Here is a 20782-nt window from a genome sequence, read left to right as displayed (position 1 = left end):
GGAGCTCCTATGACCCTCAAAACCTTCAGACCGCTGCCCCTGACCCTCGCCATCGCCATCCTCACCCTTGTCGCGTGTCTGCCCGCAGAGGCCCGCGCCCAATCCTGCTGCGCCGCATCGCAAACCGCGGGACCTGTGCGCTTAAGCCTCAGTGAAACCGCCGCGCTGGGCTTGAGCCTCGACGCCCGCGTCTACACCGGCCGCTTTGCCGGCCCCGACTACCGCCGCCTCGAACACCCCTCCCGGGAGTTTCGCCAGACGCTTTTTGGCGCGATGCGCCTGGGCGAATCCTGGCAGGTCGGCGCCACCCTGCCGCTCATTGAAAACCACCGCCGCACCCTCGACGACGCCGAGTGGGGCGCGGGGCTTGGCGACCTGGCCCTGCAAGCCCGCTACGAATTCGTCGCCACGGGCATGTCCATGCGCCTCCCCGGTCTGGCCATCGCCGCCACCACAACCCTGCCCACGGGCCGCTCCCCGGCGCAGTCGCTCGCGCGCGGTCAATCGCACCTGCTCGCTGACGTCAGCGGCACCGGCCTCTGGGAAGTCGGCGCCGGCCCCCAGGCCGAATGGATCTTTGGCAAAGCCTTCCTCGCCAGCGAAGTCGGCGTCTACAAAGCCTTTTCGGCCTCGGGCACCGGCTCAAAATCCCTGCGCTGGACCGGCCGCCTCTCCTTTGGCCGCCCCATCCCCCTGCCCCTCTTCTGGGACGAGGCGCTCTACCTGGCCGCAAGCGCCAACATCTCCCACGGCGGCGCCTCCTACCAGGGCGGCTCCCCCATCCCCGAGACGCTCGAGCGCGCCACCTCACTTAGCGTTCAGGCCGGCGCCTACCTCAGCGAAAACACCTACCTGATGCTGCGCGCCACCTTCGATCTTCCCTTCGACCACACAGGCCACGCCCGCCAGATCGGCCCCGGCGCAGGTCTTTTGCTCAAGAGGGTTTTCCATGACTGACGTTCGATCTTCCCACCCGACGCGCATCTTCGCCGCGCTCCTCGGCGCCCTGCTCACCCTCGCCATTACCAGCACAACAGCCCACGCCGGCCCCGATGTTGACTTAACCGAGCTGCAAAACCTCCCCGACCTCCAACGCATCTACGGCGAGGGCCCCGACACCCACGTCATCGCCTCGCCGGCCCCGGACAAACTGCGCGTCTACTGGTTCTGGTCCGCCAACAGCCACTGCTCAAAGGAAGCCGAACCCGCCATCGCTTCCCTGATCGAAGCGTTTCCCGATATCGAGGTCATCGTCGTTCACGCCAACGCCGACGAATCCATCGCCGAGGCCCGCGACGCCGCCACCGAGCGCGGCCTGCCCTTTTCCATCTACCGCGACGATCGCGCGCGCCTGGCCATCGCCCTCAATGCCCGCATGACCCCCGAGGTCGTCGTTCTGAGCGCCGAGGGCGTCGTCTACCAGGGCCGCCCCGTCCACATTCGCCGCGGCACGATCACCTCCTACGTGGCCCGCGCCGTCGACGCCTGGAGCCGTAGCGAGGCGGTCGAACCCGCGTACCGCCGCCCCACCGGTTGCCCGATTCCGCGGCCCTGACACGTGCCTTCCCTGCGAGAATGAGGCGCACTTCAGGTGACCCACGGTCATGTTTGAGACGACCGTGGGTCACCGATCCGCCTTTATTTTCGCGGCGCTCAGTTGACCCACGGTCATCCTCCGCGCGACCGTGGGTCACCTCCAAACCTGACCCACGGTCACCTCCAAACCTGACCCACGGTCACCTCTCACCCCCATTCTACGCGCCCCTCCGACGACCCTCGCTCACCTCTCCCACATTTTGAAACCCTCCCACCGCCTCCTCCATCCAAAGCCCCACAGCCCGCGCGACATCTCTTCTCTCGCAATGCTACCCTCGCGCGCAGCGCCCCACTGAACTCATCGCCCCACCTGGATGAAGGAGCCCCGATGTTGAAAAAACTCGCCCAGAAAGCCAATGACGCCGTCACCCGCGTCAAATTTGGCAAGCCCCCCGAAGGTCCCGGCCCGGCCTCGCTGGAAGAGGCCAATCTCGTCGGCCTCCACGGCGATCCCCTGCCCACCGACGCCTACAAGGGCAAGGTCGTGCTCTTTGTGAACGTGGCGAGCCGCTGCGGGCTCACGCCTCAGTACGAGACGCTGGTGAAGATCCGAGAGCGCTTCCACGACCAGGGCTTTGAAATCGTCGGCGCCCCCTGCAACCAGTTTCTGGGACAGGAGCCCGGCTCGGCCGAAGAGATCGAGAGCTTTTGTGCGGTGACCTACGGCGTGGATTTTCCGCTCCTCGCCAAGCAGGAGGTCAACGGCGGCGGGCGCAGCCCCCTCTACCAGTTCCTCATCAAGAGCGAGGCCGGCGGCGGCGAGAACATCAGCTGGAATTTCGAGAAATTTCTGGTCGACCGGGAGGGAGAGGTGCGCTTTCGTTTCGCCCCCTCGGTCCAGCCGGACGCGCCGGAGGTGATCGCGGCGATTGAGTCGTTGATCTAAGTCGCGACGGCCCGAAGCACCTGCAGATCGCGCCGCCCTGACGCCAGACCTGCAGGTGCTTCGGCCCCCCCGGACCGGTCAAATCCATGGCACGCTGCCAGACCTCACGTCTCGACCGGTCCCAAACACCTTCCCGCATTTGAAACACTCGCGTCGTCCGCCTCGGAGCGCCATCCCGCGCTTAAAACAGGCGCGCCCTTCGCTCCGACACACCCTCCCGCACTTGAAACAGGCGCGCCCTTCGCTTCTACACACCTTCCTGCACCGGCGGAACACGTGTCGTTCGCCTCGACACGCCTTCCCGCACTTGAAACACACGCGTCGTTTGCTCCGACACACCTCTTTCATTTCAAAACACGCCCGTCCTTCGCTCCGACACACCTCTTTCATTTCAAAACACGCGCGTCGTTCGCTCCGACACACCTCTTTCATTTCAAAACACGCGCGTCGTTCGCTCCGACACACCTCCTTCAGCCGGCGGATCCCCCGTCGGGCACTTCGACACTCCTCTTTCAATTCAAACACCCGCGCCGAGCCCTTCGCCGCGTCTCTTTCAATTTAAAAGTGTGGCGTCGAAGCGCATGAGGATTGGGGCTTCGGGCATTCAGTCGTTCACCGGGTTTTGCGCCATCGATGGCGAAAACCCGCGCGAATACGGCGTTTAAAGCGACCCACGGTCATCTCTCAGGTGACCCACGGTCGTTTTTGCTCAGGTGACCCACGGTCAGGTCGACAGCGACCCACGGTCAGATCCGCAGCAGTCATCGGGCGCGTTTTTCCCGCGCCGTGGCTCGCGATCAGATGACCCACGGTCATCTTTCAGCTGACCCACGGTCAGATCCGCACCAGTCATCGGTCGCGTTTTTCCCCACCCTTGCTGGCGTTCAGATGACCCACGGTCATCTTTCGGGTGACCCACGGTCATCTCTCAGGCGACCCACGGTCGTTTTTTTCGGGGGTTTCGGGGCATACAATGCTCGATCTCGAACGCGATCTCGATCTCGAACGCGATCTCGAACGCGATCTCGATCTCGAACGCGATCTCGATCTCGCTTCGACGATGATACCGAACCCGCACGCCCCCACGCCCTCACAAATCTCCCAACTCCGCGAACCCCGGCGCCCCACAACCACCCAACCACCGAACCACAACCCGCGCCCCCCCAACGCCCTCACAAATCTCCCAGCTCCGCGCACCCCGGCGCCCCTCAACCACCCAACCACCCAACCTCCTAACCACAACCCGCGCCCCCCAACCGCCCATTACGAACCTCCCAACCCCGCGAACCCCGACGCCCCACAACCACACAACCACACAACCACCTAACCACAACCCGCACACCCCCCAAGCCCCACCCACACGCAAATCCTGCACCCCACCCACCCCACACGCAATTCCTGCACCTCCCACCACACGCCAACCCGCCACTTCCCCACTCCGACCGCCCCTCGGCACACCCATTGCAAACCACACGCTCGGCACCACCGCCCTCTCCACCCACCGAGCTCCCATGACCCGAACCTCCACCCACTCCCCCAACCTCGCCGCCCCGCGCCGCCTCTTTATGGCCAGCGCGCTGGGCTTCGTCGTGGCCGCGGCGCTGGGAGCCCTCTTCCGCTTCGGCATGCTCCGCGGCGATTTTTTCGGCCTGCAGGCCGGCGACCTGCGCCACGCCCACTCCCACCTGATGCTCATGGGCTGGGCGACCCCCGCGCTCATCGCGCTCATCACCGCCCGCGCCCCCGCGCTGGGCTTGAAGCTTCCCTTACGCGCGACCCTGGCCACAGGGTGGGCGGCGCTCGCGCTGGCCGCGCTAAGCACCCCGGCTTTTGCGCTCTACGGCTACCGCTCGGCGGCCATCGGCGACGCCAACATCCCCATCGCCGCGGCCCTAAGCGGCGTCGCGATGCTCGTCTGGTACGCCTTCGCCGCCCTTGTCGCCATCGCCGCTCGCCGCGCCCCGGATGCCCACGCGCCCAACCCCGCACGCTCTCTCTTGAAGATCGCCGTGGGAGCGATGGTGATCTCCTCGGTCGGCGCCTGGGCGCTGGCCGCGCAGATGATCACAAAGAGCGGCGACGCGTTGAGCCAGCAGCTTGCCGTGCACTTCTTCGTCGATCTTTTTGGCATCGGCTGGCTCCTCGTCGGGGCGCTGGCGCTCCTTCGCGCCGAGATCGCTCGCCACCCATCCCCCACCGAGACCCGGGCGCGCTGGATGCTCCTGGCAGGCCTGCCGCTGCTCTTTCTGGCGGGCATGCCCTCGGCCGAGCTCGGGCCAGCGTTGCGCATTCTGGGGCATGTGGGCGCGGCGCTGAGCGCGGCCGGCTTTGTGGCGCTGAGCCTGCCGCTCTGGCGCGTACTTGGCGCCTGGCGCCGCGTCGCGCTCGGATTTCTCCTGGCCAGCGCCCTGATGCTCGCCAGCATCGCGATCCCACCGGTCGCCCACTGGGGGCAGACGGCCGGGCTGCGCCTCTTCTTCTTACATACAGCGTTTGCGGGCGCCGTCACGCTCACCCTCATCAGCGTCGCCGCCCGCCAGTTCGGCCCCTCCCGCAGCCCCTCGCCGGCAACCTGGACGCTGGCCGTAGCCCTTCTTTTGAGCACCCTTTTGCCGCTGACCGGCATCTGGCCCGCCGCCCTCTCCGGGCGCTGGGTGCTCGTCTCGGCCCTTGCGGGGGCGCTGGGCGCGACTATCCTGAGCGCGCTTGCCACCCTGCAGGCCCTCCTTCCTCGCACCGCCCCCTCCCCAACGCCCTCCCAGGCCCCGAGGCAGCAATGAGCGCCGATACCCTCTCCCCCACCGACGCCCCCCTTCATCCCGACACGCTCTCGGAGAGCGACTGCGCCCCGAGTGATATCGCCCTCAAAAGCTTCTTTCTGGGGCCCCAGGCCGAGAACGCCGAGTGGCTGCGCCAGATCATCAACCAGGTCTTTGAGAGCTACGTGCGCTGGCGCCGCGAGGTCTACCCGGACGACGGCCGCGCCATCTCGCAAAACGACCGCCAGTCCTCGGAGTTTCAGGGGCGCCGCCGCCATTTTGAGCGCGAGCTTCTCGATCTGCTGGCCCGCTTCGAATCAGAAGTCCCCAAGTACAGCCCCCGCTACATCGGACATATGTTCTCAGAGACCTCGATGCCGGCGATGATCGGCCACGTGCTCACGCTTTTGCATAACCCCAACAATATCTCCGGCGAGTCGTCGCGGGTGGGGGTGAAGCTGGAGGCGGAGGCGATTGAGGCGCTGGCGACCATGCTCGGGTTTTTCAATCAGGGTGATCAAACCAGCCAGAATAATCAGGGCAAAGCCTCGCCACGCGGGCATTTTACGAGCGGCGGGACCATCGCAAACTTTGAGGCGATGACCCGCGCCCGAAGCCGCATGCTGCGCTTTATCGCCCGCGGCGCGCAGGCCCGCGCCCGCGGCCCCCTCCCGGCGCTCAGCCTGGTGGAGGCCGCGCACCTGGGCTGGGCCCGCTACGACGCGCTGCGCTCCGACGCGCCATCCGATGCCTCAAACGCCGAAAACGACCCGCTCTCGGGCGACCTCCAGGCCATGAACCCCTTTGCCCTGGCCGATCTTCTGGCGCAGCATTTTGAGCAGCCCTACCGCGGCCCGGTGCTGCTGGTTGGCGAGCACAAACACTACTCGTGGGTCAAAGGCGTGGAGCTCCTGGGGCTTGGCAAAGAGGCGCTCTGGCCGGTGCGCTTAAGCGCCGCGGGCACCCTCTGCGTCGAGCACCTTGAGAAACGCCTCGACGAGGCCGCCGCGGCTGGCCGCCCGGTGCTGATGGTCGTCTCGGTGGCGGGCACCACCGAGCTTGGCGCCTTCGATCCGATTGATGAGGTGCAGGATCTACTCGACCGCCGCGCCGCCGCGCTGGGTCACCACATCTGGCACCACGTCGACGCGGCCTACGGGGGCTTCTTCGCCGCCAGCGTGTGCTCAGAGGAGGCCGGCTGCGCGCTGAGCGAGCCGGTCTGCCGCGCGCTCGAAGCCATTGGCCGGGTCAACTCCGTGACCCTCGACCCCCACAAACTCGGCTACGTGCCTTATGCCTCGGGGGCCTTCGTCGCGCGTCAGGCCCGCGAGTACCTGGCCCACCGCATCGACGCGCCCTACCTGGTCTTTGATGAAGAAGCCCGCGACCCCGGCCCGCAGACGCTTGAAGGATCGCGCTCCGCAGCCGGCGCCGTAGCCACCTGGCTCACAGCCCGCACCATTGGCCTCAACACCCAGGGTTACGGCCGCATCCTTCGCCGCACCTTGGAGGCTCGCAAGCGCCTGGAGGCCACCCTGCGCGAGCTGGCGCATCCTGTGCGCCTTCTGCCGGCCTCCTCCAACCTGCTGGGCTTCTGCGTGGGCGCCCCGGGCGAATCTCTGAGCACGATCAACGCGCGCAGCGAGGCGCTCTACACGCGTTTCGGGCCCCAGGGTCAGGGCGATTTTTTTGTCTCCAAAACCTCGCTGGGTCTTGAGGCCTACGGTGCTCTGCTGCATCCGCTCCTGGCCGACTGGGGGGTCGAGCTCGACGCCGACGCCACCCACCTTACCGTGCTGCGTTTGAGCGTGATGAACCCCTTTATCGACTCCCGCGAGATGAAACTCGACCTCTCCCGGGCCTTTGCACAGGCGCTCAGCGAGGCCCTCAACGCCCTCGATTCACTTGATGAATAAAACGCGTTGAAAGGCGCATCGGCGTCTTTCATAAACGCAAAAATCAGCGCAGCGACACCCAGCCCAGCCCATCGGCGGCCATCGCCACGGTGAGAATGGCGAGCGTGAAGATCAGCACCTGACGCAGCGCTCCGGCTGAGACCTTTGCGCCCAGCCGTGCGCCGAGGTTCGAGCCGATCATCACGCCGGCCATCGCCGGGACGGTCACGGCGATGTCGACCACGCCGGCCATCGCCAGGATCAAGGCGCTCACTGACGCCGTCGTGCCCACCATAAAGGTGCTGGTGGCAGCGGCCGCGCGCAGGGGCACGCGCATCATCGCGCTCATCATCGGCACCTGCACCGCCCCCCCGCCAATCCCGAGCATCCCGGAGCTTAAGCCCGCAAGCGCGCTCAGCGTCACGCCGCGTTTCATGCGTTGAGGCACATAGCCTAAGGGTTTTGAGGTGGTCGGATCGTCAAACTCGGTGGCCATGCCAAAGGGGTCGTGCCCCCCGGGCGCCACCACCTCCGCGCCGCGCGGCGCACCGACCAGGGCTGCGATCACCAGCGCCAGCGTCCCGGCAAAAACCAGCTTGAGGGTCTGCACCGGCGAATACACCACGATGATGCCGCCCAGGATCGCCGCCATCGCCGTGGACACCTGCAAAAGCAGCGCGAGCTTAATATGCACCATGCCCCGGCGCAGGTACTCCGCGCTGCCGTTGAGCGAGTTGAGCACCACACAGATGGCGCTGGCCGCGATCGCCGCCTTCAAATCCACGCCCAGCACCAGCGAGAGCACCGGCACGATGAAGACGCCCCCGCCCAGCCCCACCATCGAGCCCAGCCCGCCTGCCAGAAACCCCGTCACAAAGATCGCCACGATGATCATCAAACCCATCACGCCCCCTTCAGCGACATCTTCAGCGGCACCGAGAGCACCACGATCACCAGCACCAGCACCGCGAGCATCCCCTGCATCCAGCGCCGGGAGCCCAGCGCGCGCCAGGCCAGGATCACAAGCCCCACCGAAGGCCCGGCGATCAAAAGCCACACGCCCATTGTCGTGAGCACCGAGACGTCCAGGCTGCGCACCCCGCCCCACAACTCCGATGGGGCCCACAGCCCGCTGCGAATCACGCCGGTGAGCAGAAACTCCAGCGCCACGCCCGACAGCGCCATCGCCATGCCCAACAGGCTCAGCCATCTGTAGAGCACGCCGACGACCAGTGAATCGTCACGGCTCGCCACACTCACTGCCATGGTCTTTCCTTTTGCTTTGAGATGGGCAAGGCCCGTGCCCTGCCCGACCTGCGGCAACCTGGGAGGGGAAGTTCAACGACGTCAACGCCGCCGACTCCCCCCGGGGCTGGTCGTGTCTACAATCAGCACGACCTCGGTCACCTATGATTAAGATCACCTGCGGGGGGAACAACGCCATGCCGAAAACGCCATGGTATCAAGACGCCATCATCTACGAAGTTCATGTGCGCTCGTTCTTTGATAGCGACGGCGACGGCATCGGCGATCTGCGCGGGCTGACCCAGCGCCTCGACTACCTCGAAGAGCTCGGCGTCACCGCCCTGTGGCTCCTCCCATTCTACCCCTCGCCGCTCAAAGACGATGGCTACGACATCGCCGGCTACACCGAGGTGCACCCGGACTACGGGACGTTGCGCGACTTCCAAACATTCCTGCGCGAAGCCCACCGCCGCGGCTTAAAGGTCATCACCGAGCTTGTGCTCAACCACACCTCCGACCAGCACCCCTGGTTCCAGCGAGCGCGGCGAGCACCGCGCGGCTCGGTGGAGCGCGACTTCTACGTCTGGAGCGACACCCCGGATCGCTACCGCGAGGCGCGCATCATCTTCAGCGACGTCAAACACTCCAACTGGACCTACGATCCGGTAGCCGGCCAGTACTTCTGGCATCGCTTCTACGACCACCAGCCCGACTTAAACTTCGACAACCCCCAGGTGCGAAAGGCCGTCTTCGAGATCGTCGACTTCTGGATGAAGATGGGCATCGACGGGCTACGCCTGGACGCCATCACCTACCTCTATGAGCGCGAGGGCACAACCTGCGAAGGCCTGCCCGAGACCCACGCCTTTTTGCGCGACCTGCGCGCGCATGTCGATGAGCGCTACGAAGATCGCATGCTCCTGGCCGAGGCCAACCTCTGGCCCGAAGACGCCGTGGCCTTCTTTGGCCAGGGCGACGAATGCCATATGGCCTTTCATTTCCCGCTGATGCCCCGGCTCTTTATGGCGGTGGAGATGGAAGATCGTCAGCCCATCGTCGACATCCTCGATCAGACCCCGGAGCTTCCCGAGGGCTGCCAGTGGGCGCTCTTTTTGCGCAACCACGATGAGCTCACCCTGGAGATGGTCACCGATGAGGAGCGCGACTTTATGTACCGGGCCTTCGCCCCGGAGCTGCGCATGCGCGTCAACCTGGGCATCCGCCGCCGGCTCGCGCCGATTTTGCGCGGCGACGGGCGCAAAATTCGCCTGCTCTACGCCCTTTTGCTCTCCCTTCCCGGCACGCCGATCCTCTACTACGGCGATGAGATCGGCATGGGCGACAACTACCACCTGGGCGACCGCAACGGCGTGCGCACCCCGATGCAATGGAGCGCCGACCGCAACGCAGGCTTCTCGCGCGCCAACCCCCAGAGCCTCTTTCTGCCGGTGATCACCGATCCCACCTACCACTATATGAGCACCAACGTGGAGACCCAGGAGAACGCCCCGGCCTCGCTCTTACGCTGGATCAAACGCCTGATCAGCATTCGGCAGAACAGCCCGGCGCTCAAGAGCGGGGATCTGACGATGGTGCCCTGCACCAACCACCGGGTATTGGCGATGCGGCGGACCACCGAGGACGATGACGCGCTGCTGGTGCTCAACCTCTCGCACGCCGCCCAGCACGTGCATCTGGACTTGAGCGATGCGGCCGAGCGCTGGCCTATTGAATTATGGGGCCGCACGCAATTTCCTCCGACCCACCCGGAGCGTGCGCAGCGCTACGCCCTCTCCCTGGCCCCCTACGCTTTTTACTGGTTCAACCTCTCCAAACGCCCTCTGGATGAGGCGCACCTGATGGAGCCCCCCGCCCCGCGCGGTCCCCTGGAGGTGCGCGACGACTGGTCGGCGATCTTCGAGGGGCGCATGCGCGCACCTTTTTTGCGCCGTCTCACCGAGTTCTTGCACCGCCAGCCCTGGTTTAACCCCCGCGCCCGCCGCCTCGAATCGCTGGAGATTCAGGAGCGCATCCGCATGCGATGGGAAGAAGGTCTTACGCTGATCTGCCTGCTGGAAGCGACCTTTCTCGATGGCGAAAACGAGATCTACATGCTGCCCATCGGCTTCTCCACCGATCGGCGCGCCGACCGCATCCGCGAGCAATCTCCCCACGCCATCATCACCCAGCTGCGCCTGGAGCGCACGGGTGAGCCCGGCGAGCTCTTTGATGCCTCGGTCAACCCCGGGTTTGTGAGCGCTCTGTTGGGCTACATCCGCAAAAGCTGGGCGCTCAAAGGGACGGAGGGAAGTTTCAAGGGCCACTGGGTCGAGCACTTTCAGGACCTCACCCCGGAGCACCTCAGCGCGCTCCCCATCCGTGTTCTGGAGGTCAACCACACCCACACCTCGGTGGTCTTTGGCGAAGATCTCGTCTTCAAACTCTTCCGTCGCCTGGAGTCGGGGCGCTCCGTCGATGTGGAGGTCGGCCAGTTTTTGCTCGAGCGCGACTTCCCCGGCGTCGCCCCGCTCACCGGCCACCTCGACTACCACCGCGGCCGCTGGGAACCGACGACACTGGCCACCGTACACCGCTTCGTGCCCCATCGCGCCGACGGTCTGACCTGGTTTCTCGACCACGCCACCGACCACCTCCAGCACCGCCGCCCCGACCCGGTTGAGCCCACCGAGCTGCTCGACGGCGTGAGCGCCCGGGTGCTCATTCAGATGGACCCGGACGACTTTGAGCTGAGCCGCGAAGATCGCGAGTTCCTCAACGAGGCCCGCCAGCTTGGCCGACGCGCCGCCGAGCTGCACACCGCTCTGGCCAGCGGACTTCCCGAGACGCCCTTTGAGCCCACGCTCTTTTCAACCTCGTATGAGCGCACCCGCTACCACTCCATGCGCACTCTGACGCTGCGCACCATGCGTCTTCTGCGCCGACGGCTCAGCACCCTGGAGTCGCATCACGCGATGGCGCGCCTTGTGCTCGACCAGGAGCCCGAGATCCTCGCGCGCTTCAAGACTATGGTCGGCCGCGGCCTGGGCGGGCTGCGCATTCGCATCCACGGCGACTTCCACCTGGAGGAGGTGCTGCGCACTGTCGATGATTTTGTGATCATCGATCTGGAGGGTCACCCCTGGCTTCCCATCGGGGAGCGGCGCATCAAACGCACGCCGCTTCGCGACGTGGCCACCATGCTGCGCTCCTTTCACCACGCCAGCATGCTCGCCTGGCAGCGCACCTGCCGCGCCGACTGCCCCCGCGATGTCGAGCCTGGCGAGTGCCCCGAAGCGCTCAACATCTTCAAGGCGGCGCAGCGCTGGTACGCCCTCTGCGCGCACGCCTTCTTAAGCGGCTACCTTCCACCGGCCACCGAGGCCGGCTTTCTGCCCAACACCCCCGAGGGCATCGCTGAGCTCCTCGACGTGATGCGTCTGCAAAAAGCCCTGCGCCAGCTCGAGCACGACCTGGAGCGCGGCGAATCCATTGAACTTTCGCTGATCGCGGTGACCACCCAGCTGATGGTGCGCTGATCGTGCAGACCTCGCCGGCGACCCTACCGCCGGCGGCAAGCTCAACGGCTCTTAAAGATGGAGACCGCCGATCCCGGTCCATCGTCCGCATCGTAGACATGCACATGCACCATGAGCTCTCCCCGGGCGAAAGTGGCGATCTCCCCGCGGATGCCCTCATCCTGGATGACCGAGGCGTCGATCAGCCCCTCGATCATCATCGCGCTGGGCTGCAGCTCCCACCCCCTGGCCGCCATCGCCTTCTCGTAAAAATCGAGTGTGGCTTCGCGTCCGGCCGGCGTATCAAACGAGAGCATCAGGTAATCTTTCTCCGCGCCGGTTCCCGCCACCCTTGAGGAGCGCACACATCCGGGGCAGGCCGGGATCCCGTCATCCACCTCGCCAAGCAACGTCACGCCCGGAGCGTCGGGGCGAAACTTCGTAAGATCGACGTTATCCTGGCTGTAGACGGCCACCACCTGCGTGCGGGGATTCTCCGGAGTGCGAAACGCCTCCACAAAACGGGTGGCCTTCACCGCCTTCTGCACCGCCTCCTCATCATTGGCCAGCTCCATGGCCACGCCGATGACGTCTTCGAGCGTCTTGATCTCGCGGTGAAGCTCCGCGCCGTTGAGCGCCACATAACCGTCGGTCTCTTTGACCGGCACAAGCCCGCCGCGGAAGAAGTCGACAGATGCCTCCAGAAACTCGGCCTTCACCTCCGCGGGGCTCTCCTCCTCCAGGACGCTCATCGGATCGACCGGGTAGGTGTAGACGCGCTCATTGAGGCCGGCTTTGACCATCTCCGCCTGCAGGCGCAGGCTCACATCGAGCGGCGCTTCATCGGTCTCATCGAAAGCAAAGTAGATGAGGTTGCCGTTCCAGTCGTAGGCCCGGGCGTTGTCCAGACCGGCCGACTCCAGCGCGTCCACAAAGCGCTCCTGCCCGCTGCGGTGGACCAGGCTCAGCCAGGCGACATCGGCCTCGGCCTCGGGCACCCCCTGTGGCGAAGCCACCAGCATCGCCGCGCCGATCGCCACGATCAGCGCCCCGCAGGCCCCCAGCTTCAGCCCCGTTTTCAGCATCATCGTCGTCATCGCATCACCTTCAGGTCCGAACATCGCGCACGGGCGCGCTCCGGGATCCCCGGCCAGAACTCTCAGAAGTTGGGCACCGAGTAGCGCTCATTGGGCAGCGTCGATCGCCAGAAGTCGAGCAGGTTGCGGTAAGGCTCGCGGATCTCCGCCGAGGTGCGGCCCACCAGAAATGCGCGCTGCTCTGGCGAGAGCGGACCATCGGGCGTCGGCGAGACCAGCGCGTTGTACTTACGCGTCAGCGTGCGGGTATGACCGGTCGTAAAGGTCACCGTGGCGGTATGCCCGGCGTCGACCTGTCCGTAGCGGATCCCGGCGCCAAAACCCGCGGCTGCCCCCGAGATGGAGAGCGCCGTACCGGCCACCGCCCCGATGATATCGCCCAGAGAGTCGGGGCGACCGCCCATACTGGTAGCCAGCGCATCAAAATGCAGCGTGTCGTTGACCATCATCGTGGCCACGTGCGCGTTGCCCACGATCTCGGTGGGGTTAGAGGTGATCTTACGCGCCATCCGGCCGTAATCCCCGCGGTTGGGGATCGTGCGCCCGGTCAGCCCGAACATCATCGGTTGAGCGTAGAGGCGAGAGTGCCCCCAGTGACCGGTGGCGCCCAGGTAGCCGGCTTCCAGGGTGCGCAGCCAGCTGTCATGGGAGCCAAGCCCCGCCCACTCGTAGCGCGCGCTCATGCGCAGATCGTCGTCTTCAGCCTGGTAGACCTGCCGCCACATCTCGGTGGCCGCATCGCGGGTCACATAGGATTGCGCGCGGGCCGGCCGCCCCAGGTTCATGATGCCAATAAAGAGCGTGATGAAGATCGGGATCGTCATCACAAACTCGGTCATGGAGGTGCCGCGCTCATCGCGCAGCAAGGCATTGATGCGTCTGATCATTTGGCCAACCCCTCAATACGCGCGCTGTTAAGACCCTGGACGGCAAGCTCAATGGCGATGACCTCATCGAGCATCTGCGAGAAGGCGTTGGTGCCGCTGAGCGAGTGCGGGTGCGTGATCAGGTCGGCGCCAAAGACCGTATCGAAGACGTGGGTGACCGTGGTCACATACGCCAGCGTGCCGGCCGAGTCGTGGAAGGCGTCGGCCAGATCGAAGTTCGAGAGCGCGTTCCACTCCCCGGGCAGCGCTACCGGGCGGATACGCGCGCTCCAGCGAGGCTCCCAGAGGTTGGGACGCTCGTTTTTCTGGAAGGCGTATTCGGCGCGCGAGAGCTTCCAGGTGCCGCCGGCGCGCGGGCTGCGCGCGCTGTAATCGGAGCCCATCACGCTGTAGTTCTTGCGACCTTTCTCGTCGTCCATCATGGACGCGTTGGGCCTGAAGCCAAACATCAGGGTCGACGTGCGCAGCTGCCAGGCCGCCGGGCTTGAGGGCGACTCCAGGATGAAGGGACGCCCCACCGTCCCGGCACCGGCGCTGTTCCAGACCCGCAACGCCGCGCTGGTCCCGCCACGCCGACCGCGCCCCATGCAGTTCTCCCACCAGGTGCGCGCGAGAATGGCGTCGGCCGGACGCACGATATGTTTGGAGTCCAGCAGCGTGCTGAACCCGGTGGCAACGGCCATCGCCATAATGCGCGAGGCCTTCATGGTGCCCGAGCCGCGGTTTTTACCCTCGGCGATCGCGATGCCCGACTTCAACGCGATATCGGCTGCGTGCCAGAGGCGATCATCGCCGGTGCGCGCCCGCTCACAGGTGTCGCTCCAGTTTCCGCGCCGCACCGGCAACGTCGATGCGTGGCGCTGGCTCGCATCAAAAGGCGGCGGCGGATACCCCACCGTCACCGGCGCCTGGTTGTAGATGCCCCGCGCCACCCCCTCGGTCCACGCCCAGAAGGGCGTGATCGCCACCATGTAGCGCTGGTAGTTATCAAACGCTTTGAGCTCCCGCGCATAAAAACGCGAGGTCAGCGAGCGCGAGCTCCAGTTGTAGATATCGTTGGGCAAGGGCAACGAGATCAAGCTGTTGATGGGCGGCGGCAACCAGGCGTAGTCCGGCGCGCCCCACTCGGTGCGCTCCGGCCAGCGCTTAATGCACCCGAACCAACTGTCGATCATGCACTTGCGGCGCTTGCGATAGATCTTGCCCCGGTCACGTCCCTCGGCGCTGACCAGACTTCGCGCCCCGGCGGCGGCCTGGGCCACCTGACTGCAGATCGACGCCAGCGGTGGCACCACCACCGAGGCCGCACACACCGCCACGGCCAGGTATGTGGCCATCATATTGATGTTGGAGAGCCACTGGTTGATGTTGATGTAGGTGTTGACCATCCCCACCGTCATGCGCTTGCCGACGTTGGTGTAGGCCACCATGTTCATGGAGCGGGCCTGAATCGACGCCTGGCTAAAGGCCGCCGCGTCGGTGCTGTGCTGCACGTGCACGTTGGTCGAGGCGGCGTCGCCGGCATCAAAGACCACCATCGCGCTGAGCAGCACAATCAGGCTGGCGGCCAGGGCCAGCAGCACCATCGCCCCGCCCTCATCTCGGTGCATCGATTTCAACATGGAGTTCATTATCATCGGCCTTCCTTCACGGCGTGCGGTGGTTGACACCATGAGGTTGACGGGGAAAGGCGTACTCATGATCCCAGGTGCGGTAGTAGCCGGGGCGGCCACCGGTGCCCGAGAAGAAGCGGCGCTCTCCGAAGAGACCGCCCACAAGGGGCATCGCCAGGTAGTGGTGGAACTGAAAACGCACACCGGTCGAGGTGGCGTTATGCACCACCCCGGGATCTTCTCCGGCAATCAAACCCTCGCCGACGTCGGTCATCATGTAGGCGAAGAGAAACTTGCGGACCGCGCGCCGATCCAGCGCATCGGAATCAAACGCCCGCGCCGCGCTCAACTCAGTGGTGGAGTTGTTGCCCCCCACCGGCATCAGCAGGCTGGCGATGCCCCCGCCCGAGACATCGAGCGCAAAACGCGCGTACATCGCCCGCGCCATCGCCTGCGCCTGCGGGCTGATGCCGCTGCCCACCATCTGCATATCGCCGGCGACCACCGGGGTCATCACAAGCGCCACCGCGATGCGCACGCGCTCATTGACCTCCGCCTGCGTCACCCCGCTTCGACCGCTGTCGGCCTCCGGCTGCCATACCCAGGCCGCCCGCGCCCCCTGGTAACCGGCCACCGGAATCAGCGCGGCGGTGATGTTCACAATCGAGAGCTGCAACAGCCCGAAGGTCAACAACAGGAAGACCGGCATCACCGCCAGCGTCTCGATAAAGACCGCGCCCTGCGCCGGCTTAAAGCGGCGTTGCAGGCGCGCCTCCTTGCTCGAAAGCCGCCCTCGCAACGCGCTGAACGCCCCGTAGAGCAGGCCCCAGCAGAGCGCGGCGATGCCCACATGCAAGCTGGCGCGAAGCGCCAGCGCGCTGGCGACCTGCGAAGACTCCGCCCCGCTCTGCCACATCAAATCAAGATGCGCCCCGGGAAGCTGCCACAACGCCAGCGCCACACAGAGCGCCAGGACACCGCCGCCGTGCAGCATAAACTGCCCGAGCACCTCTCCCGCCCCTTGCGGCGCGCGCCTGTGCACACGCGGCGTCTGGCGTGGCACCGTGCCCCTGTGCTCCTGCGTGTCTTTCAAACCTTTCCTCCACACAGTCGCCCCCTCTCCAAGCATCCATACATCGTGTGCTGCGGGGCGTGATGAACTCTAGTTAGTTCATACTAACGAAAACGTCACCGCAAATTCAATGGCAGCGGCATCACCTCCGCACATCACCACTTCCGCCCCGATAACGCTGTAAGCCGATGGTGATGGCATGGCTTCGGAAATAAGCATGGCACAGGTCCGGCAGGCGATGCCTGAGCATCGTCCAGGCTTTGCGACACCGCCCGCGACGCTCTCAGCGTAGTCAACGCGGCAGCAACGAAAACTCACAGCACACTAAGGCTGCGGCGCAATCGGCCCCACCCCGCCCCCCAACACCGAGATCTGCGCCGGCGTCGCGAACCCCTCGCCGGGCTGCGGCCCCTCGACGGCGCGATCTAAAAATCGCTCCGCCCACTGGTACACATCGCTCTCGGCGATGATCCGCCGCATCGAGCGCATGCGTATGCGCCGGCGGGCCTCATCCATTTGCACCGCCCGCGCCATGGCGTCGGCGGTGGTCTCCCGATCGTAGGGATTGACCAGCACCGCCCCCTCGCCGAGCTGCGCGGCCGCGCCGGCAAACTCACTGAGCACCAGCGCACCGTTTTCATCGACCTGGCAGGCGCAATACTCCTTGGCCACAAGGTTCATCCCGTCGCGCAGGGGCGTCACCAGCGCCACCACCGCCAGGCGGTAGAGTGCGGCCAGCTCCACCGGATTGACCCGGTTGTAGAGGTAGCGGATCGGCTGCCAGCCCGAGGTGCTAAAGCGCCCGTTGATGCGCCCCACTACCCGGTCAAACTCCCGCTTGAGCGAGCGATACTCGCTCACGTTCTCCCGGCTGGGCACCACCAGCTGAAAGAACATCACCTGCTCACAAAGATGCGGATGACGCTCCAGCATCAGCTCAAAAGCGCGCAGGCGGTGGATGAGCCCCTTGGTATAATCGAGTCGATCGATGCCCAGAAACATCCGGTACGCGCCGATCTCGTCCTGCAACGCCCGCACCCGCTCTTCGACCTCCGAGCTTGCCGCGCGCTCCGAGAACCCCTGAAAATCCATCCCGATCGGAAAGGCCCCGACCTCCACCCGCCGTCCGTCTTCGGCCACCAGCAAGGCCTCGCCACCCTCATGGCGCAGCACCCCGCCCACCCCGAACGCCTCGGCACAGCGCACGAAGTTGCGCACATCGCGCGCGGTCTGAAACCCCACCAGATCGTAGGCCAGCAGCGCCCTCAACAGCTCCCGCCGCCAGGGGAGCTTGGCGTAATTCTCCATACCCGGATACGAGATGTGCAAAAAATGCGCGAGCCGCCCCCGATGGCCCAGCTTCCTTAACCGCTGGCCCACCTCAAAGAGCTGGTAATCATGCACCCACACCAGGCCCTCGCCGCCCACACAGCGCATTGTCGCCTCGGCAAAACGCTGATTCACCGCGCGATACTGCTCAAAGTCCGCCGCATCAAAGGTGCACCGGTCCGCAAACCCATGAAAAAGCGGCCAGATCACCGAGTTGGAGAACCCCTCATAATACCCCTCATACTGATCCCGGCTCATCGTCACCGGCTCCAGCGCATAGCCCGCCCGCTCGCCAGCGCGCTGCAGCCCACCGGCCCAGCCCTGCCCGTCCTCCTCGACCACCCCGGGCCACCCTACCCAGCAGCCCCCCTGCCGCTCCAAGATCGGGCGCATCGCCGCGACCAGCCCCCCCGCCCCCGGCTCCACCTTCCAGCTCCCCCCCCTCTGACGCATCACCACCGGCAGGCGATTGGACACCACCGTCAACGGCCCTAACGCTGTCATGCTCGCTCCTGGTCTGGTGCTCGTTCTCGACGTGTTTGAAGCTCCCTACAAGCCTAGGCACCCCCTCGACGCGACAAGCTCGCCAGCGCCCTGGACTCCGCGCTCTTTCGGGCAAGAAGTTTTTGCCCGCCCCCGGATCCCCGTGTTAGCGTCGGTCCTCTGGTCGTTTGGGGCCAGATCACCATGCATCACAAGGAGATTGAAGATGTTGAAACGACTGCTGCTGTCCTGTTTGCTCGTCTCGGGCCTCTCGCTCACCACGATCGCCTGCTCGGGCGACGCCGACGAAGATAACACCATCGAAACCGACGCCGGCGAAGATACCGGGACCGACGCCAGCGAAGATGCCGGCGACGATGCCGACGAAGACGTCGACCCCGGCCCCCAGACCGGTGAACTCGCAGATCCCGACATCACCGCGGCGAGCTGCGAGGAGATCTCAGCCGAAGGCTGCTTCTCCAACGACGACTGCGGCGCCTCCGAAGTCTGCTTCGACGTCAGCCGCGGCGACGACGTGGCCTGCTGCGTGCCCGGCACCCGCGGCACCTTCGAGCCCGGCGACGCCTGCAGCCCGGAGACCGGTGAGCTTGAGTGCGCCTCCGGCCTCTGCGCCCAGTACGACACCGAAGAAGGCGAAGTCAGCGCCTGCACCACCACCTGCACCGGCGAAGTCGAAGGCGAATGCCCCGACGCCTTCCCCGAGTGCGTCTTCGGCATCTGCTCGCCGCCCGCGGCTGAGTAAGACCGTTAAGAGCGGCGAGTCCGACTCCTGAAGCCAACCTCCTCGCCCTCTTGCACACTTTAAAACGCCCGACGCTCTTGCGCGCCGGGCGTTTTTTTATGCGCCGCGCCCTCCCAAACCTGCGCACCGCCCCGCCCCTGGAAACTCGCCGCCCTTCGTTGTAGCCTCGCCGCATACGCCAGCGCCCCAACCGCCCCACCTCCCAGGCCTCGCCTGGAAACACGCGTTCCCGCGCGACCCCGGGCATCGCACCGCCGGCGCTTGCTACCACGTGGCGTGGCACCCTCGCCCCGACCCAATGATGACGCCGGGCAACCTCAACGCCCCGGCCCACTGACCCTGGATGGATGTATGAGAAACCTCCTCAAAGCCACCCTGCTCGCCATCGCCCTCGCCAGCACCACGCTCGCCTGCGAATCCGACACGAGCAACGCGGAGTCCACCGAAGCCACGGCCGAGCAGACCGCTCCCGCCGAAGAAGCCGCACCCGCCGAAGAAGCCGCGCCCGCTGAAGCGCCCCCCGAAGAAGCCGCGCCCGCCGAAGAAGCCGCGCCCGCCGAAGAAGCCGCGCCCGCCGAAGAAGCCGCGCCCGCCGAAGGTCAGGGCCAGCTCGAAGCCCCCTCCCTGGCTCAGATGGAAGACCTCGGCGCCACCGGCGCAACCCGGTGCAACTCCAACGACGACTGCAAGGCGGATGAAGTCTGCTTCTCCAACTCATCGGATCCCACCAACCCCCGCTACTGCCTCGCCGGCACCCGCGGCACGCGTAAATTCGGCGAGCCCTGCGATGAAGGCGTGGGCTCGCTGCAATGCGACACCGGTATTTGCCTCTGGTATCTGACTCCGGATGGCGAGCGCCGCACATGCACCATCCCCTGCGATGAAAGCACCGAGTGTCCCCAGCCGCTGTCCCGCTGCATCTTCGGTGTGTGCAATTCGCCCACCGGCGACTGAACACTCACCCTGCGCCAGACTCCCCGGCCGGCCCCCCCACGCCGGCCGGGATGTTCCTTGTTCAAAACGCACGGAGTTCTCTCATAGCCCCCTGGAAGCAACGCACGCTCGTCGCGCTCACAACCTGCCTGCTCGCCGCCTGCTCCACCTCCCAACAGATGTCCGACGCCCAGCCCCGCCCCTTCGCACTCGACACCTCCGACTGGCCCGAAGAGCGCCGCGCCCTCGAAGAAGACTTCCACACCTGGCTCGGCGAGTTTGTCTCGTTCGATGCAGCCCTTCGCCAGAGTATGCGAAAATTCAATAGCCTGCTTCAGGAGCGATCCGCTGGCCAGCAGGCCCTCGACGCACGCCTCCGAGACCACCTGAAGGGCTCCACCGACCCCGACCTCCGCGCCTGGGGCACCCTGCGCCTGGCCCAGACCTACCTCAACTTCGCCTGCCTGATCGAAGACATCCACACACCCTCCGGTATCACCGCCGAACAAGCTCGCGAGTTCCGAAACAACATCAGCACCCTGGTCTCCGACCTCTTCGCCAAAACCGCCACCACCCTCAACGCCACCACCGAGCAGGGCGTCGACACGTGGAGTCACCAGGCTGACTACCTGCTCCAACACCTCGATCCGCCCACCTCCGAAACCTGCGAATCGACCCTGGCGTTCTGGCGACCTTAATAAGGCACATG

16 protein-coding genes are annotated in these 20782 nt (G+C 65.7%); 9 read left to right on the top strand and 7 right to left on the bottom strand.

Features of this window, described 5'->3' with window-relative positions; translation table 11 throughout:
- The first annotated feature begins 9 nt into the window (after positions 1-9).
- The 5 genes from FRC98_RS15875 to FRC98_RS15850 all read left to right on the top strand — a co-directional run bounded on the left by FRC98_RS15875 (position 10) and on the right by FRC98_RS15850 (position 7157).
- Entirely contained in the window at positions 10-957 is a 948-nt protein-coding gene (locus FRC98_RS15875; RefSeq protein ID WP_146982420.1) for a hypothetical protein, read from the top strand.
- Entirely contained in the window at positions 950-1555 is a 606-nt protein-coding gene (locus FRC98_RS15870; RefSeq protein WP_146982419.1) for a TlpA family protein disulfide reductase, read from the top strand. The genes FRC98_RS15875 and FRC98_RS15870 overlap by 8 nt, the downstream gene beginning before the upstream one ends.
- 369 nt (positions 1556-1924) lie before the next feature.
- Complete coding sequence (locus tag FRC98_RS15865; protein ID WP_146982418.1) at positions 1925-2482, top strand: glutathione peroxidase; 558 nt, start codon at positions 1925-1927, stop codon at positions 2480-2482.
- Positions 2483-3993: 1511 nt separating this feature from the next.
- Positions 3994-5262, top strand: a complete 1269-nt coding sequence (locus FRC98_RS15855) for a hypothetical protein (RefSeq protein WP_146982417.1) — start codon at positions 3994-3996, stop codon at positions 5260-5262.
- On the top strand, positions 5259-7157 hold the full coding sequence (locus tag FRC98_RS15850; RefSeq protein WP_146982416.1) for a pyridoxal phosphate-dependent decarboxylase family protein: 1899 nt from the start codon (positions 5259-5261) through the stop codon (positions 7155-7157). The genes FRC98_RS15855 and FRC98_RS15850 overlap by 4 nt, the downstream gene beginning before the upstream one ends.
- A 43-nt stretch (positions 7158-7200) precedes the next feature.
- Here the strand turns inward: FRC98_RS15850 and FRC98_RS15845 are convergent, their stop codons facing one another.
- Both FRC98_RS15845 and FRC98_RS15840 read right to left on the bottom strand, forming a co-directional pair.
- A complete protein-coding gene (locus tag FRC98_RS15845) occupies positions 7201-8040 on the bottom strand; it encodes a sulfite exporter TauE/SafE family protein (RefSeq protein WP_146982415.1) in 840 nt (279 codons plus the stop codon).
- Positions 8040-8402 carry a DUF1634 domain-containing protein gene (locus tag FRC98_RS15840; protein ID WP_146982414.1) on the bottom strand — a complete coding sequence of 121 codons (363 nt, stop codon included), beginning with the start codon at positions 8400-8402 and terminating at the stop codon, positions 8040-8042. The genes FRC98_RS15845 and FRC98_RS15840 overlap by 1 nt, the downstream gene beginning before the upstream one ends.
- A 176-nt stretch (positions 8403-8578) precedes the next feature.
- Between FRC98_RS15840 and treS the strand changes: the two genes are divergently transcribed.
- Positions 8579-11917, top strand: coding sequence for a maltose alpha-D-glucosyltransferase (gene treS / locus FRC98_RS15835; RefSeq protein ID WP_230467680.1), 3339 nt, complete (start codon positions 8579-8581; stop codon positions 11915-11917).
- 41 nt (positions 11918-11958) lie between these two features.
- Here treS and FRC98_RS15830 read toward each other — a convergent pair whose 3' ends face one another.
- The 5 genes from FRC98_RS15830 to FRC98_RS15810 all read right to left on the bottom strand — a co-directional run bounded on the left by FRC98_RS15830 (position 11959) and on the right by FRC98_RS15810 (position 18398).
- Positions 11959-12993, bottom strand: a complete 1035-nt coding sequence (locus FRC98_RS15830; protein WP_146982412.1) for a hypothetical protein — start codon at positions 12991-12993, stop codon at positions 11959-11961.
- Between the two features lie 62 nt (positions 12994-13055).
- Positions 13056-13880: a TadE/TadG family type IV pilus assembly protein gene (locus tag FRC98_RS15825; protein WP_146982411.1), complete on the bottom strand. Its 825-nt coding sequence runs from the start codon at positions 13878-13880 to the stop codon at positions 13056-13058.
- Positions 13877-15502 (bottom strand): hypothetical protein, encoded by a 1626-nt coding sequence (locus FRC98_RS15820; protein ID WP_146982410.1) that lies wholly within the window; start codon positions 15500-15502, stop codon positions 13877-13879. The genes FRC98_RS15825 and FRC98_RS15820 overlap by 4 nt, the downstream gene beginning before the upstream one ends.
- 25 nt (positions 15503-15527) lie before the next feature.
- Positions 15528-16586, bottom strand: a complete 1059-nt coding sequence (locus FRC98_RS15815) for a hypothetical protein (protein ID WP_146982409.1) — start codon at positions 16584-16586, stop codon at positions 15528-15530.
- A gap of 303 nt (positions 16587-16889) precedes the next feature.
- Complete coding sequence (locus tag FRC98_RS15810; RefSeq protein ID WP_146982408.1) at positions 16890-18398, bottom strand: alpha,alpha-trehalose-phosphate synthase (UDP-forming); 1509 nt, start codon at positions 18396-18398, stop codon at positions 16890-16892.
- Between the two features lie 205 nt (positions 18399-18603).
- On the opposite strand from FRC98_RS15810, the gene FRC98_RS15805 reads away from it, so the two are divergent.
- The 3 genes from FRC98_RS15805 (at position 18604) to FRC98_RS15790 (ending at position 20771) form a co-directional block, all read left to right on the top strand.
- Positions 18604-19140 (top strand): hypothetical protein, encoded by a 537-nt coding sequence (locus FRC98_RS15805; protein WP_146982407.1) that lies wholly within the window; start codon positions 18604-18606, stop codon positions 19138-19140.
- Positions 19141-19491: 351 nt separating this feature from the next.
- Positions 19492-20094 carry a hypothetical protein gene (locus FRC98_RS15795; protein ID WP_146982405.1) on the top strand — a complete coding sequence of 201 codons (603 nt, stop codon included), beginning with the start codon at positions 19492-19494 and terminating at the stop codon, positions 20092-20094.
- 50 nt (positions 20095-20144) lie between these two features.
- Positions 20145-20771, top strand: a complete 627-nt coding sequence (locus tag FRC98_RS15790; protein ID WP_146982404.1) for a hypothetical protein — start codon at positions 20145-20147, stop codon at positions 20769-20771.
- Positions 20772-20782 lie beyond the last annotated feature (11 nt).

Origin of the sequence: Lujinxingia vulgaris (genome assembly GCF_007997015.1) — a bacterium.
In the GTDB taxonomy this organism is placed as follows: domain Bacteria; phylum Myxococcota_A; class Bradymonadia; order Bradymonadales; family Bradymonadaceae; genus Lujinxingia; species Lujinxingia vulgaris.
The sequence above is the reverse complement of the archived record's forward strand: the minus strand, read 5'-3'. Positions and strand labels throughout refer to the sequence as shown.

Coding starts and splice junctions, on each gene's coding strand:
- FRC98_RS15820 (WP_146982410.1), bottom strand. CDS start 15,502: ATGTTGAAATCGATGCACCGAGATGAGGGCGGGGCGATGGTGCTGCTG.
- treS (WP_230467680.1), top strand. CDS start 8,579: ATGCCGAAAACGCCATGGTATCAAGACGCCATCATCTACGAAGTTCAT.
- FRC98_RS15795 (WP_146982405.1), top strand. CDS start 19,492: ATGAGAAACCTCCTCAAAGCCACCCTGCTCGCCATCGCCCTCGCCAGC.
- FRC98_RS15830 (WP_146982412.1), bottom strand. CDS start 12,993: ATGACGACGATGATGCTGAAAACGGGGCTGAAGCTGGGGGCCTGCGGG.
- FRC98_RS15870 (WP_146982419.1), top strand. CDS start 950: ATGACTGACGTTCGATCTTCCCACCCGACGCGCATCTTCGCCGCGCTC.
- FRC98_RS15850 (WP_146982416.1), top strand. CDS start 5,259: ATGAGCGCCGATACCCTCTCCCCCACCGACGCCCCCCTTCATCCCGAC.
- FRC98_RS15840 (WP_146982414.1), bottom strand. CDS start 8,402: ATGGCAGTGAGTGTGGCGAGCCGTGACGATTCACTGGTCGTCGGCGTG.
- FRC98_RS15855 (WP_146982417.1), top strand. CDS start 3,994: ATGACCCGAACCTCCACCCACTCCCCCAACCTCGCCGCCCCGCGCCGC.
- FRC98_RS15845 (WP_146982415.1), bottom strand. CDS start 8,040: ATGGGTTTGATGATCATCGTGGCGATCTTTGTGACGGGGTTTCTGGCA.
- FRC98_RS15790 (WP_146982404.1), top strand. CDS start 20,145: ATGTTCCTTGTTCAAAACGCACGGAGTTCTCTCATAGCCCCCTGGAAG.
- FRC98_RS15805 (WP_146982407.1), top strand. CDS start 18,604: ATGTTGAAACGACTGCTGCTGTCCTGTTTGCTCGTCTCGGGCCTCTCG.
- FRC98_RS15875 (WP_146982420.1), top strand. CDS start 10: ATGACCCTCAAAACCTTCAGACCGCTGCCCCTGACCCTCGCCATCGCC.
- FRC98_RS15825 (WP_146982411.1), bottom strand. CDS start 13,880: ATGATCAGACGCATCAATGCCTTGCTGCGCGATGAGCGCGGCACCTCC.
- FRC98_RS15810 (WP_146982408.1), bottom strand. CDS start 18,398: ATGACAGCGTTAGGGCCGTTGACGGTGGTGTCCAATCGCCTGCCGGTG.
- FRC98_RS15865 (WP_146982418.1), top strand. CDS start 1,925: ATGTTGAAAAAACTCGCCCAGAAAGCCAATGACGCCGTCACCCGCGTC.